The organism is Streptomyces sp. NPDC001796, from assembly GCF_042892355.1.
In the GTDB taxonomy this organism is placed as follows: domain Bacteria; phylum Actinomycetota; class Actinomycetes; order Streptomycetales; family Streptomycetaceae; genus Streptomyces.
The window spans coordinates 1-14104 of record NZ_JBIAUC010000012.1 but is presented as its reverse complement, the minus strand read 5'-3'; the positions used below and the strand labels follow the sequence as shown (position 1 = coordinate 14104).

Sequence of the window (14104 nt, the reverse complement as noted above, 5' to 3'; positions counted from 1 at the left end):
GTCCTCAGGGGTAGGGCCGCACCTGGGTCAACTCGTCGTAGACGCTGAGGACCTGGGCGACGGTCTCGTCCTCGGTGGGCCAGGTCGCGGCCTGCCTCGTGCCCTTCTCCTTCAGCGCCTCGCGGCGGGCCGTGTCATCGAGGAGGCGTACGACGGCGGTGGCGAGCGCGTCCGCGTCCCCGTAAGGGACGAGTTCGGCGGCGTCACCGACGAGTTCGCGAATGCCGCCGACGTCGGTGGCGACGAGCGGCACACGCGCGTGCAGGGCCTCCTGGGCGAGGACGGACCGGGACTCCCAACTGCTGGGCAGCAGCGCGATGTCGGCGGCGGCCAGCAGCTCCGCCACGTCCTCGCGCCGCCCCAGCAGCCGAACCGGGAGCCCCTCGTCCTCGATGCGCCGCTGCAGCACCGTGCGCAGCGGTCCCTCCCCCGCGATCACGACCAGCGGCGCCGGGTCGATGCCGCGCCAAGCGCGGGAGGCGTCCAGCAGCACGTCGTGGCCGCGGTGCCGGTCGAGGGCGCCGACGGCCATGAGCAACGGCCGGCCGGTGGCGCCGAGCTCCGCGCGGAGCTTGGGGCGCAGCCGGTCTGGGTCCCCGTACTCGGTGGGCTTGCGGGGTGCGGGGAACGCGGCGGCGGCGAGGCGGGCGTCGCGGGCGCCTCGTCGGCGGGCCCGTTCGACCAGGTCGGACGATGTGCCGAGCACGACGGACGCGGCCCGGGCCACGCGCCGCTCCAGCAGGCGCAGCAGATGGGCGCGGGCGCCCTCGGCGTGCGCCCGGGTGTGCCAGGTGACGACGAGCGGGGTGCGGCGTCCGCCGAGGGCGAGCGCGGCACGCAGGCCCGCGTGCAGCCCGTGCGCATGCACCAGGTCGGCGTCGCCGCAGGCGATGCGGAGCGCGGCCAGGGAGGCGGGGTCCGTGCTGCGGGGCACGGGTACGTGCTGCGCGCCGGCGCCGGTGAAATCGTAGGTGCGCTCGGCCTCGAAGGGGGCGCACACGGTCACGCGCACGCCCCTGGCGACCAGGCCCGCCGCCAGTGTGCGCACGTGCGCGCTGCTGCCCGCGCTGCCCCCGCCGAGCACCTGCACGGTGCGCAGCGGCGACCGGCCGTGCGGTGAGGGGCTGCTGGCGAGGCTCACGTGGCCGGGGCTCCTGGTTCGGCGTCGGACGGTCACGAAGAAACGTACAGAAGGATCGCGCGGTGGGCATGGACCGCGCGAGGTGGACCGCGGTTGACTCAAGGATGCCAGGGCGCGCGGGTGTTGCGGCACGGGCGGGCGCGGGCGAGGTCGGTGCAGCGGGCGCCCGGGGGCGCGCCGCGGTCACTCACACGGGTGAGACAGTGGCCGGCGGGAGGGGGGCCACGGGCAACTGCCCGATCCGCCACGACCTCGCCGCTTCGCTCACCTTGTCCCCGCACACCGCCGCGGCCACGAACGCGACCGCGTGGGCCAGAACTCCGGCTCGCCCGTTGCCCGCTACGGCGGCGGCGCCGAGCGCGGCGCCCAGGGCGTGCGCCCCGGTGTCGCCGAGCATCGCGCGCTCGCCCAGGTCGTCGGGGAGAGCGGCGGCCGCGGCCCCGATCGCGACGGCGGCCAGTTCCCCGCAGGCGCCCTTGCGCAGCAGCCCGGGGGCGGCCAGCGCGAGAACGGCCCCGGCGGCGCGCCCGGGCCGTACATCCACGAGGTTCACGAAGTGCGCGGCTCCGGCGATGACCACACCCGCGAGCACCTTGTCCAGGGGCCGCTCCTTGAGCAAGGCCCCCGCGGTGAGGGCGGCGGACGAGATCCCGAACAGCTTCACGGCACCGGTGGTGACGTCACCGTCCCGCAGGGCCGACAGATGCGCCCGGAACCCCCGCCGCGCGTCGCCCGCGCCGGCGATGTCGTCGTAGGCCCCGCAGGCACCGGCGGCCAGCACCGCGAACCCGGCCGCCGGGTGGACCCGCCAGGCCCCGGCCGTGGCCGCCGCGGCCACAGCGGGCCCCGGGTACAGCACGACGGTCCGCCCGGCGTGGTTCGTCCGCTCCCAACGCCGCCGCCCGCCCGGTGCCGCGGCACGCAGGGCGGCGGTCGCGGCACGGGTGACGGCCGCGGCGAGCGCGAACGAAACGGTCCTGCGGGAACGCCCGATCATCATCCCGCCACCCTAAGCGAGCGGGCGGCCGAACCGTGTCCTACACGTCCGCCCGTGCCGTGGCCAGCAGCTCCTCGGCGTGGGCGCGGGCGGTCTCCGAGTCCTCCTGGCCCGCCAGCATCCGGGACAGCTCACGGATCCGGTCCTCGCCCTCCAGGACCTTCACCCCGGAGCGTGTGACCGAGCCGTCGTTGGTCTTCTCCACCAGCAGCTGCCGGTCGGCGAACGCCGCCACCTGCGGCAGATGGGTGACGACCACGACCTGCGCGGTCTTCGCGAGCTTCGCGAGCCGGCGCCCGATCTCGACCGCCGCCTTGCCGCCGACACCCGCGTCGACCTCGTCGAAGAGGTACGTCGGCACGGGGTCGGTGCCCGCGAAGACGACCTCCACGGCGAGCATCACGCGGGACAGCTCACCACCCGAGGCGCCCTTGGCGATGGGCCGCGGCGGCGCGCCGGGGTGCGGGGCGAGCAGCAGTTCGACGTCGTCGACGCCCGACGGCCCGTAGGCGACCGTACGCCCCCCGACCTCGACCCCGTCCGGATCATCGGTCTGCCGGATCTCGAACGACACGCGCGCGTGCGGCATGGCGAGTGAGGCGAGCTCGGCGGTGACGGCGGCGGCGAACCGCTCGGCGGCCTCCGCCCGCGCGTCCGTCAACTCCTGTGCCAGACCGCCCAGCTCGGTCCGCAGGGCGTCACGCTCGGCGGCCAGCTCCTCGATCCGCTCGTCGTCGCCGTCGAGTTCGGTCAGCCGGCCGGCGCTCTGCTCCGCCCAGGCGAGAACGGCATTGATGTCCTCGCCGTACTTCCGGGTCAGTGCCGTGAGTGCGGCCCGCCGCTCCTCCACGGCCGCGAGCCGCAGCGGGTCGGCGTCCAGGTCGTCGGCGTACCCGGCCAGCTCACCGGCCACATCGCCCAGCAGGATGCCGATCTCCCCGATCCGGTCGGCGAGCCCCGCAAGGGCCGGGTCGTGCGACCGCACCGCCTCCAGCGCCCGGTGGGCGCCCGCGACCAGGGTGGAGGCGTCGACGCCCTCGGGATCCTCGGGGTTGCCCGCGAGCGCCGTGTGCGCGGCCGTCGCCGCCGATGCCAGCGCCTCGGCGTGCCCGAGCCGCTCGGCCTCCTCGGCCAGCTCCACGTCCTCGCCGGGCCGCGGCTCCACGGCCGCGATCTCCTCGAGCCCGAAGCGCAGCATGTCGGCTTCCTGGGCGCGCTCACGGGCGCGCGTGGTGATCTCGTCGAGCTCGGCGGAGACCGCGCGCAGCCGCCGGTAGGCCTCCTGGTACTTGGCGAGCGGTACGGCGACGGCGTCCCCGGCGTACCGGTCCAGCGCCTGCCGCTGCCGGGACTGCTTGAGCAGGCCCTGCTGGTCGGTCTGCCCGTGCACGGCGACCAGTTCGTCGGCCAGCTCCGCCAGCACGCCGACGGGCACGGAACGCCCGCCCAGGTGCGCCCGCGAGCGTCCCTCGGCGGAAACGGTACGGCTGACGATCAGGGAGCCGTCGTCGAGCTCGGCCCCGGCCTCTTCGGCACGTACGGCGACTGAGGCGTCCTCGGGCAGGGCGATCCGGCCCTCGACGACCGCGTTCTTCGCCCCGATCCGCACGAGTGCGGGGTCGGCGCGCCCGCCGAGCAGCAGTCCGAGACTGGTGACGACCATGGTCTTGCCCGCACCCGTCTCACCCGTCACGGCGGTGAAGCCGGGCGACAGCTCGACGACCGCGTCGTCGATGACTCCGAGCGACCGTATCCGCATCTCCTCCAACACGGGGAAGACCTTACGAGGTCCGGCTGGGGAAGTGCGAGCGGCCCGTGTCACTCGCGGGAGGTACACCCCACCCCGAAAGGGGCGCGGTGCGGAACTTTCCTACTGCGGCCGCCCCCGCCAGCCGGACACGGGCAACGCGAACTTGGCCACAAGTCGGTCGGTGAAAGAAGCGTGGTGCAGCCGGGCCAGCCGCACCGGCACAGCGCCCCGCCGCACCTCGACCCGGGCCCCCTGCGGAAGCTCCACCATCCGCCGCCCGTCGCACCACAGCACCCCGTGCGACGTGTCCGGCTGCACCTCCACGGCGAGCACGGAGTCCGGCGAGGTCACCAGCGGCTTGGCGAACAGCGCGTGCGCGCTGATCGGCACCATCAACAGCGCCTCCACCTCCGGCCACACCACGGGCCCACCCGCGGAGAAGGCGTACGCGGTGGACCCGGTGGGGGTGGCGCACACGATGCCGTCGCAGCCGAAGCCCGTCACCGGCCGCCCGTCGATCTCCAGGACGACCTCGAGCAGCTTCTCGGCGGAGACCTTCTGCACGGCCGCCTCGTTCAGCGCCCAGTCGGTGTGCACGATGTCGCCGTTCCTGTGGACGACGACGTCGACCGTCATGCGCTCCTCGACCTCGTACGCCTTCATGACCACCCGGTCGACGACCCGGTCGAGGTCGTCGCGCTCGGCCTCGGCGAGGAAGCCGACCCGGCCGAGGTTGACGCCCAGCATCGGCACCCCGGAGGCGCGGGCGAACTCGGCGCCGCGCAGCAGGGTGCCGTCACCGCCGAGCACGATGAGCAGCTCGCACCCGTCGAGGCACTGCGGGGTGGCCTCCTTGACCAGCTGCACATCGTCCGGCAGCGGAAGGTCGGCCGCCTCGTCCTCCAGAGCACGCACACCGATCCCGGAGCGCAGCAGGCCCTTGACCACCAGCTCGGCACTGCGGATGGCGGCGGACCGACCGGTGTGGGCCAGCAGGAAAACAGTCCGAGCTCGGTTCGTTGTCAACGCGGCCCCTCCGCCACAGCACGGTCAACGTCGGCCGGGTCCAGCGCGGGTGCTCCGGCTCGCAGCCACAGAAAGTACTCGACATTGCCCGACGGCCCGGGAAGCGGGCTGGCTGTCACGCCCTTCACCCCGAGTCCCAGTTCCGCGGCCCGCTCGGCCACCCCGCGCACGGCCTCGGCGCGCAGCTGCGGGCTGCGCACCACGCCGCCGCTGCCGAGCCGTTCCTTCCCCACCTCGAACTGCGGCTTGACCATCATCACCAGATCGGCGTCCGGCTTCACGCACCGCACCAGGGCGGGCAGCACCAGTCCGAGCGGGATGAACGACAGATCCCCCACGACAAGATCCACTGGCTCCCCATCGATCGCTTCGAGCGTCAACTCGCGTACGTTCGTACGGTCCTTGACGGTGACGCGTTCATCACTCCGGAGAGACCAGGCGAGTTGTCCGTATCCCACGTCGACGGCGACGACATGGGCGGCGCCCGCGCGCAGCAGGACGTCGGTGAAGCCGCCGGTGGACGCGCCGGCGTCCAGCGCCCGCCGTCCCTCGACGGCCAGGCCCCGGGGGACGAAGACCTTCAGGGCGCCGGCGAGCTTGTGGCCGCCGCGCGAGACGTAGTCGGGGTCGCTGTCGTCCTGCGCCACCACGATCGCGGCAGCGGTCTCGACCTGCGTGGCGGGTTTCGTCGCGACGGTCTTGCCGACGGTGACCCGCCCGGCGGCGATCAGCTGGCCGGCGTGCTCGCGTGAGCGCGCGAGCTTCCGGCGGACCAGCTCCGCGTCGAGACGGCGGCGTGCGACTCCTGCCACGTTCGGTTCAGCTCCTGTTCCCGTACGTCATTCAAAAGGTACGACCCGAAGGGTCTCATCGAGGGGTGGTGGTCCGGTGACCGGTGGGAGCCGGAGGCCCTGGACGGGCGTCGAGCGCGGTGAGCGCGTCACGCAGCCCCCGATGCACATCCTCGTACACCTCGATGTGCCCGTCCGTGGCGAGGTGGTCGGCGTCGGCGAGGCGCTCCAAGGCCGCGTCCACATCGGCGTCGCCGGTGGGGGTCCGGGGCACGTTCAGCGGGGCGGGCGCGGAGGGGTCGTCCGCCGGCCCGGACGGGGAGTCCGCGGGAGCTTCCGGCCCCGGTACCGCTGCTTGCGCCGGGGCCCGGGCCCCGGTCTCCGTCACAGAGTCGCTCATGCCACGACGCTATCGCGAAGCGCTGACAGGCTCTGAGGTACCGTCGCTCACGATGGCGACGATTGAGGAGTGCCGCAGCGCACTCGAGAAGTTCTCGGACAACCTGGCGGGCGCCGAAGGGGACGTGCGGGATGCCACGGCCCTGGACCGCTCGCTGAGCTGTCACATCACCGACCTGGACGTCACCTTCGTCGGCCGCCTCGAGGACGGCCGGATCGAGGTGCTGGACACGCTCCAGGGGCCGCCACGCGAGAAGGCCCAGATCAGACTCGCCATGGCCGGGGACGATCTGGTGGCGATGGTCGACGGGGAACTGCACTTCGCCAAGGCGTGGGGCTCGGGCCGGGTCAGGCTGGAGGCCGGGCTGCGGGACCTGTTCCGCCTCAGGAAGCTTCTCTAGCGGCAGCGGCGGCCGCCTTTCCCCGTGCCCTGCGGGCCGCCGGGACCACCAGCGGTGTTCCCGTCTCCGGGTCGGGGACGACCTGGCAGCGCAGGCCGAAGACCTCCTCCACCAGCTCGGCCGTGACGATGTCGTTCGGGGCGCCCTCGGCGACGACCCTGCCGCCGCGCAGGGCGATGAGGTGGGTGGCGTACCGGGCGGCGTGGTTGAGGTCGTGCAGGACCGCGACCATCGTGCGCCCCTGCTCCTCGTGCAGTTCGGCGCACAGGTCGAGCACGTCGATCTGGTGCTGGATGTCGAGGTAGGTGGTCGGCTCGTCCAGCAGCAGCAGCGGGGTCTGCTGGGCGAGCGCCATGGCGATCCACACGCGCTGCCGCTGGCCGCCGGAGAGCTCGTCGACACAGCGGTCGGCCAGTTCCGCGACGCCGGTCCGTGCCATGGACTCCTTCACGACCCGCTCGTCCTCGCCGGACCACTGGCGCAGGAGTCCCTGGTGCGGGTACCGGCCGCGCCCGACCAGATCCGCGACGGTGATCCCGTCGGGTGCGATGGAGGACTGCGGGAGCAGGCCCAGGGTGCGCGCGACCTTCTTCGCCGGCATCGACTGGATGACCTGCCCGTCCAGCAGTACCCGCCCCTGCGCGGGCTTGAGCATCCGGGACAGGGCGCGCAGCAGCGTGGACTTGCCGCAGGCGTTCGGGCCGACGATCACGGTGAAGGAGTTGTCGGGGATCTCCACGGACAACCGCTCGGCGATCACGCGCTGGTCGTAGGCGAGGGTGACGTCGTCGGCGCAGAGGCGGTTCACAGTGCTCCTCGTGGTCCTGGTGTCGTTCGTGTCCGGTCCGCCCGCGGCCTTCATGTCCGGCCCTTCCGCCATGTCCGGCCCTTCCGCGGGCTCATATCCGTCCCGCCCTGCGCTCGGTGACCAGCAGCCAGAGCAGATAGGCGCCGCCGAGGACTCCGGTCACCACGCCCACAGGAAGCTGGTCCGCGCCGAAGAGACGCTGCGAGGCCCAGTCGGCGACGATCAGCAGGGTGGCGCCCATGACCATGGAGGGCACCAGGTTCGGCCCCGACCGGGTGAGCCTGCGGGCGAGCTGCGGCGCGGTCAGCGCCACGAATCCGACCGGGCCCGCGGCGGCCGTGGCACCGGCGGTGAGCAGCACCGCGGACACCATCAGCAGCAGCCGTACGCGCTCCACCCGTACCCCGAGGGCGCACGAGACGTCGTCGCCCATCTCCATCATCCGCAGCCCGCGCGCGTTGCCGAGGACCAGCGGTACGAGGACGGCGCAGAGGGCGAACAGCGGCCGGACCTGGTCCCAGTCGCGGCCATTGAGCGAGCCCGTCATCCAGACGACCGCGCGGGCCGCGTCGACCATGTCGGCCTTGGTGAGCAGAAACCCGTTGACCGCCGTCATGATCGCGGACACGCCGATGCCGACCAGGACGAGCCGGTAACCGTGCACGCCCTGCTTCCAGGCGAGCAGATAGATGGCGGCTCCGGTCACCAGGCCGCCGGCGAGCGCGCCCAGGGCGACCTGGGTGGCACTGCCGGAGAACAGCACGATCATCACCAGCGCCCCTGCCGTCGCCCCCTGATTGAGGCCGAGCACGTCCGGGCTGCCCAGCGGATTGCGGGAGAGGGACTGGAACAGGGCACCGCCGAGCCCGAGCGAGGCGCCGACCAGCAGGCCGACGAGCACGCGCGGCAGCCGCAGCTCGGTGACGATGAACTCCTGACCCGGTTTGCCGTCGCCGGCCAGTGTTCTGAGGACGTCCCCGGCCGGGATCGGGAAGTCGCCGGTGCCGATCAGCAGCACGCTCCCGGTGAGCGCGACGAGCAGGAGCAGGGCGACGACGACGAGCGCCCGGACGTCCAGTCGGAGGGACAGCCCGCCGGGGGCCCTGAGGACATGCTGGGACTTCACAGTCGGGCCGTCCTGCGTCGCCGTACGAGGAAGATGAAGACCGGGCCGCCGAGCAGCGCGGTCACGATGCCGACCTGGAGTTCGGCGGGCCGGGCGACGACTCGGCCGACGACGTCGGCGCCGAGCAGCAGCACCGGCGACAGGACGGTCGCGTACGGCAGGATCCAGCGCAGGTCGGGGCCGGTGAAGGACCGTACGGCGTGCGGCACCATCAACCCGACGAACACGATCGGCCCGCAGGCGGCGGTCGCGGCCCCGCAGAGCACGGTGGCGGCGGCCATGGACAGGGCGCGGGTGCGGCCCAGGTGCGCGCCGAGTGCACGGGCCGTGTCGTCGCCCATGGCCACGGCGTTCAGCGGGCGGGCGAGCGCGAGTGCGAGGACCGTACCGGCCAGCAGGAACGGCAGGACCTGCCGGATGGTCGCGTCCGTCGCCGAGGCCAGGGAACCGACCGTCCAGAAGCGCATCTTGCCGAGCGCCGCGTCGTCCATGATCATCACGGCCTGGAGGTAGCCGTAGAGCGCGGCGCTGATCGCGGTTCCGGCGAGCGCCAGCCGCACCGGTGTGGCGCCCCGGCTGCCGCCGAGGAACCACACCAGGGCCCCGACGGCGGCCGCGCCGAGGAAGGCGAACCACACATAGCCGCTCAGGCTGGTGACACCGAAGTACGTGATGGCGGTGACGACCGCCGCGGACGCGCCCGCGTTGATGCCGAGCAGGCCCGGATCGGCCAGCGGGTTGCGGGTGAGCGCCTGCAGGACGGCACCGGCGAGACCGAGCGCGGCGCCGGCGAGCAGGCCGAGCACCGTGCGCGACAGCCGGTCGCCGACCACGACGTCGGCATACGTTCCGGAGTCGTGGAACAGGCCGTGCCAGACCTGCGCCGGCGAGAGCCCTTTGGCCCCGATCGCGATGCTCGCCAGCGCGATGAACGCCAGGATCACGACCGAGACGAGGAGCCCGAGGGACCGTATCGCCCGGCGGGTCGGGGGTGCGGGGACGGCGTCCGCACGCGGTTCGGGAGGGCTGTCGACCAACACCCGGTTAGGTTAGCCTACCCTCGCTTTGCGTTTCGACCGGTCGTCCCCTCCGCTCACAGCCCCAGCCGCGCCAGCGCCTTCCCCCCGTCCAGCCCGCAGGAACCCTCCCCGGCTGCCGCCCAGGCAGCCGCACACAGCGCCCGCAGCCCGTCCAGAGCCTCCCCGTCACCCTCCAGCTGCAACCTCTCCTCCTGCGCTGTCGCCGTCCAGCCGCCGCAGCGGAAACCGCCGCCCGCCGCGACCACCTCCGGCTGCCCCGTCAGCAGCCCGCGCAGATCCGCGTCCACGTACGTCGGCCGGTGCTGCGGAGGCGCCGCCAGCAGCTGCGCGCCGTCCGTCACGCCCGTCAGGACCAGCAGCGAGTCGACTCCGCCGTTGAACGCGCCCTCGATGTCCGTGTCCAGCCGGTCCCCCACCACCAGCGGCCGCTCCGCGCCCGTGCGCAGAATCGTCTCGCGATGCATCGGCGGCAGCGGCTTGCCCGCCACCTGCGGCTCCGCGCCGGTCGCGATCCGTACGACCTCGACGGCCGCCCCGTTCCCCGGCGCGATACCTCGGGCGCTCGGGATCGTCAGATCCGTGTTGGACGCGAACCACGGAACCCCGCGCGCGATGGCGTAACACGCCTCCGCGAACCGCCCCCACGGCAGCTGCGGCCCGCCATAGCCCTGCACCACGGCCACCGGGTCGTCGTCGGCCGACTCGACCGGCACGAGCCCCCGCTCCCGCAGCGCGACCCGCAGCCCCTCGCCACCGATCACCAGCACCCGCGCCCCGGCGGGCACCTGCTCACTGATCAGCCGGGCCACCGCCTGCGCCGACGTGACGACGTCCGAGGCACCCGTCGGTATCCCCAGCTCCGTCAGATGCTCGGCCACCACGTCCGGCGTACGCAGCGCGTTGTTCGTCACGTACGCCAGATGCATCCCGCCCCGGCTCGCCGCGCCCAGCGACTCCACGGCGTGCGCGATCGCGCTCCCGCCCGCGTACACCACGCCGTCCAGGTCGAGCAGCGCCGTGTCGTACGCCTCGCTCAGGGGCACGTCACTGCCCTCCGGCCGCATCCTGACGGTCTGGCTCATTACGCATCGCTCCTCGCTCGATCGCCTTCCCCCGATCATCCCGCACGGCACTGACACACTTACGATGCATCAATGAACACTGCAGGTCGCGGGGACGTACCGGCGCACACGGGCCTTGACCTGGCCCCCTTCCGGGGCCTGCGCTACGACCCTGACCGCGTCGGCAGCCTCGCCGCGGTCACCTCACCGCCGTACGACGTCGTCGTGCGCCCGGACGGACTCCTCCATCTGGAGTCGGCCGACCCGCACAACATCGTGCGCCTCATACTGCCCCAGGCGGCCACCCCGGCGGCACGCACCAAGCAGGCGGCGGAGACCCTGCGCCGCTGGCTCGCCGAGGGCGTCCTGAGGACCGACACCGAGCCCGGCCTTTACGTCTACGAGCAGCGGGGCGGCGGGGTGCTCCAGCGCGGCCTCATAGGGGCGCTGCGCGTCTCGGAGCCCTCGGAGGGCGTGGTGCTGCCCCACGAGGACGTCATGCCGCACGTCATCGCGGACCGTGCGGCCCTGATGCGCGCCACCTGCGCCAACCTCGAACCCTTGCTGCTCACCTACCGCGGCAGCGGCTCCGAGACCGGAGCGACGGCCGTCGTCGAACGCACCGTCGAACGCCTGCCATTGCTGGCCACCACCACGGAGGACGGTTTCAGCCACCGCCTGTGGTCGGTGACGGATCCCGACGCCCTGGCGGAGATCCGGGCGGACCTGGCCCGGCACCAGGCCCTGATCGCCGACGGCCACCACCGCTGGGCGACCTACGTGCGTCTACGCGCGGAGCACCCCTCCCCCAGCCCGTGGGACTACGGCCTGGTCCTGCTGGTGGACACCGTCCGCTACCCGCTGCGGGTCCGGGCGATCCACCGCCTCCTGCACCGGCTCCCGGTCGCCGAGGCGCTGTCCGCCCTCGAGGGATTGTTCCGCGTACGCGACCTGCGTCTGCCGCTGCCCGAGGCCCTGGAGGTGCTGGCCGACGCCGCCTGCGCCGGCAACGCCTACCTCCTCGCCGGCGACGGCGCCTTCCACCTGGTCGACCGGCCGTCCCCGGACCTCCTGGCCCGCACGGTCCCGGCGGACCGCCCCCCGGCCTGGCGCACGCTGGACGCGACGGTCCTGCACGCCGCGCTCCTGGAACACGTCTGGCGTATCCCCGAGGACTCGCAGCAACACATCGCCTACATCCACGACGCGGCCGCCACGGTCGAGAAGGCGGAGCGCGACGGCGGCACGGCGGTCCTGATGCACCCGGTCCGCGAGGAGGTCGTCCGCGAACTGGCCCGCCAGGGCGTGACGATGCCGCGCAAGTCGACGTCGTTCGGCCCGAAACCGGCGTCGGGGCTGGTGCTGCGAGCGTTGGAGCTCTGACATGCAACAGGGCGGGACCCGCTGGGGTCCCGCCCTGTCTCGTCCCAGTGCCGCCTACCGGCGTCAGTCGTCGTCGCCGCCGTCGTCGCCGCCGTCCCCGGCTGCGTCGGGCTCGCTCTCGTCCTCGTCCAGGGCGTCGACGAACTCCACACCGTCCAGCTCGGCGAGCCGGTCGGAGGCGTCCGTGCTGCCGTCCCTGTCGGCCTCGACGGCCTTGGCGAACCACTCGCGTGCCTCGCCCTCCCGACCGGCGGCCAGCAGCGCGTCGGCGTACGCGTACCGCAGCCTCGCGGTCCACGGCTGGACGGAGTTGGACGCCAGCTCGGGGCTCTGCAGCGTCACGATCGCCGCTTCGAGCTGCCCCATGTCGCGGCGCGCACCGGCCGCCACCAGCCGCATCTCGACCTGACCGGCCTTGTCGAGCTTGTGCACCTCGGGCGCACCGGCCATGTCCAGCGCCTTTTCGGGCCGGCCGAGACCACGCTCGCAGTCCGCCATGACGGGCCACAGGTCGACGCTGCCCGTCATACGCCGGGCGGCCCGGAACTCGGCGAGTGCCTCACCGTACTTCTGGCTGGCGTACGCGGCGAAGCCGGCCGCCTCGCGCACGGCGGCGACGCGGGACGCGAGGCGCAGCGCCACCTTCGAGTACGCGTATGCGCCCTCCGGGTCCTCGTCGATGAGCCGGGCGACCATCACCAGGTTCTTGGCGACGTCCTCGGCGAGCGTCTTGGGCAGGCTCTGAAGCTCCTGCCGTACGTCCTTGTCGATCTCCTCCCCGGTGACGTCCTCGGGGATCGGCAGCCGCTTGATCGGCTCGCGGTCCCGGTCCCGGTCCCGCTCCTCGCGGAACCGGCCGCCACCGCGCCGGTCGTCGCCACGCCGGTCGTCACGGCCACGGAAGCCTCCGGGGCGACCGCCGCGGTCGTCACGCCCACGGAAGCCACCGGGACGCCCACCGCGGTCGTCACGCCCACGGAAACCGCCGCGGTCGGAACGGCTGTCGTCACGGCGGTAGCCACGGTCGTCGCGGCTGTCGTCACGGCGCGGGCCGGACGGCCGGTCGTCACGGCGGTAGCCACGATCCTGGCGACTGTCGTCACGGCGGTAGCCACGATCCTCGCGACTGTCGTCACGCCGCGGGCCGGACGGCCGGTCGTCACGGCGGTAACCACGATCCTCGCGGCTGTCGTCACGGCGGTAGCCGCGGTCGGAACGGCTGTCGTCACGGCGGTAGCCACGGTCGTCGCGGCTGTCGTCACGCCGGGGGCCGGACGGCCGGTCGTCACGGCGGTAGCCACGGTCCTCGCGACTGTCGTCACGCCGCGGGCCGGACGGCCGGTCGTCACGGCGGTCATCCCGACGGAAGCCGCCGCGGTCGCCATCACGGCGATCGTCGCGCCGGTCGTCACGGCGGCCGTAACCGCCGCGGTCGTCACGACGTCCGTGGCCACCGCGCTGGTCGTCTCGGTGGCCACCGCGCTGGTCGTCACGACGGAAGCCGCGGTCGTCGCGGCGGCCGTAACCGCCTCGATCGTCATCACGGCGGGGGGATCCACCGCGGTCGTCGTCCCGACGGCCGTAGCCACCACGGTCGTCGTCCCGACGGCCATATGCGCCCCGGTCGTCATCACGACGGAAGGAGGGGCGGTCGCCGTCGCGCCGGAAGCCCCGGTCGCGGTCGTCGCGGCGCGGGCCGGATGAACGGTCGTCCCCGCGGAAGGAAGGACGTCCACCACGCTCGCGGTCGTCACGGCCACGGAATCCGCCTCGGTCGCCGCGCTCGCCCCGGTCGCCGACCCGCCGGTCGTCGCCACGGCGGTCGTCGCGCCGGCCGTAGCCGCCACGGTCGTCGCCGCGGCGCGGGCCACCGCGGTAGCCGCCACGGTCACCACTGTCCCGGCGGCGCTGGTCGCGCTCAGGACGCTCGTCGGGAGAGTTGGTGGACATGGGTGACTCCTGTCTTCGGTACCGCAAAATCATTGTCGCGCGGCCGGGTACCCGGCGCGCCCGGGGAAAACGAAAAAGGACCCTTGGTCCCAGCATGTCGCTGGGACCAAGGGTCCTCCAAAGATTGTTCGGCGGCGTCCTACTCTCCCACAGGGTCCCCCCTGCAGTACCATCGGCGCTGTAAGGCTTAGCTTCCGGGTTCGGAATGTAACCGGGCGTTTCCCTCACGCT

General features: G+C 73.3%; 13 protein-coding genes and 1 rRNA gene. 2 read left to right on the top strand and 12 right to left on the bottom strand.

Going from position 1 to position 14104, the window contains the following annotated elements; translation table 11 throughout:
- Positions 1–4 precede the first annotated feature (4 nt).
- The 6 genes from ACFYZE_RS23380 to ACFYZE_RS23355 form a co-directional block, all read right to left on the bottom strand.
- A complete protein-coding gene (locus ACFYZE_RS23380) occupies positions 5–1141 on the bottom strand; it encodes a glycosyltransferase family 4 protein (protein WP_388997312.1) in 1137 nt (378 codons plus the stop codon).
- A 187-nt stretch (positions 1142–1328) separates the two neighbouring features.
- Positions 1329–2138, bottom strand: a complete 810-nt coding sequence (locus ACFYZE_RS23375) for a hypothetical protein (protein ID WP_388997719.1) — start codon at positions 2136–2138, stop codon at positions 1329–1331.
- A 40-nt stretch (positions 2139–2178) separates the two neighbouring features.
- Positions 2179–3897: a DNA repair protein RecN gene (gene recN, locus ACFYZE_RS23370; RefSeq protein ID WP_388997716.1), complete on the bottom strand. Its 1719-nt coding sequence runs from the start codon at positions 3895–3897 to the stop codon at positions 2179–2181.
- Positions 3898–4008: 111 nt separating this feature from the next.
- Positions 4009–4914: an NAD kinase gene (locus ACFYZE_RS23365; protein ID WP_388997309.1), complete on the bottom strand. Its 906-nt coding sequence runs from the start codon at positions 4912–4914 to the stop codon at positions 4009–4011.
- Entirely contained in the window at positions 4911–5726 is an 816-nt protein-coding gene (locus ACFYZE_RS23360) for a TlyA family RNA methyltransferase (RefSeq protein WP_388997306.1), read from the bottom strand. Before ACFYZE_RS23360 ends, ACFYZE_RS23365 begins: the two co-directional genes overlap by 4 nt.
- A gap of 55 nt (positions 5727–5781) precedes the next feature.
- Entirely contained in the window at positions 5782–6105 is a 324-nt protein-coding gene (locus ACFYZE_RS23355) for a hypothetical protein (protein ID WP_388997303.1), read from the bottom strand.
- A gap of 52 nt (positions 6106–6157) precedes the next feature.
- Between ACFYZE_RS23355 and ACFYZE_RS23350 the strand changes: the two genes are divergently transcribed.
- Positions 6158–6505: a sterol-binding protein gene (locus ACFYZE_RS23350; RefSeq protein ID WP_388997300.1), complete on the top strand. Its 348-nt coding sequence runs from the start codon at positions 6158–6160 to the stop codon at positions 6503–6505.
- Here ACFYZE_RS23350 and ACFYZE_RS23345 read toward each other — a convergent pair.
- The 4 genes from ACFYZE_RS23345 to ACFYZE_RS23330 are packed head-to-tail and all read right to left on the bottom strand — an operon-like array spanning position 6489 to position 10561.
- Complete coding sequence (locus ACFYZE_RS23345) at positions 6489–7367, bottom strand: ABC transporter ATP-binding protein (RefSeq protein WP_388997713.1); 879 nt, start codon at positions 7365–7367, stop codon at positions 6489–6491. The genes ACFYZE_RS23350 and ACFYZE_RS23345 overlap by 17 nt on opposite strands.
- Positions 7368–7404: 37 nt before the next feature.
- Positions 7405–8439, bottom strand: a complete 1035-nt coding sequence (locus ACFYZE_RS23340; RefSeq protein ID WP_388997297.1) for a FecCD family ABC transporter permease — start codon at positions 8437–8439, stop codon at positions 7405–7407.
- Entirely contained in the window at positions 8436–9479 is a 1044-nt protein-coding gene (locus ACFYZE_RS23335) for a FecCD family ABC transporter permease (RefSeq protein ID WP_388997295.1), read from the bottom strand. Before ACFYZE_RS23335 ends, ACFYZE_RS23340 begins: the two co-directional genes overlap by 4 nt.
- A 53-nt stretch (positions 9480–9532) precedes the next feature.
- Positions 9533–10561 (bottom strand): HAD hydrolase-like protein, encoded by a 1029-nt coding sequence (locus ACFYZE_RS23330; RefSeq protein ID WP_388997292.1) that lies wholly within the window; start codon positions 10559–10561, stop codon positions 9533–9535.
- 72 nt (positions 10562–10633) lie between these two features.
- Here ACFYZE_RS23330 and ACFYZE_RS23325 point away from each other — a divergent pair, with 72 nt between their 5' ends.
- Positions 10634–11923: a DUF1015 domain-containing protein gene (locus tag ACFYZE_RS23325; RefSeq protein ID WP_388997289.1), complete on the top strand. Its 1290-nt coding sequence runs from the start codon at positions 10634–10636 to the stop codon at positions 11921–11923.
- Between the two features lie 63 nt (positions 11924–11986).
- On the opposite strand, the gene ACFYZE_RS23320 is transcribed toward ACFYZE_RS23325, so the two are convergent.
- Positions 11987–12727: a hypothetical protein gene (locus ACFYZE_RS23320; protein WP_388997710.1), complete on the bottom strand. Its 741-nt coding sequence runs from the start codon at positions 12725–12727 to the stop codon at positions 11987–11989.
- A 1272-nt stretch (positions 12728–13999) separates the two neighbouring features.
- Positions 14000–14104 (bottom strand): 5S ribosomal RNA (gene rrf / locus ACFYZE_RS23315); the annotation flags it as partial.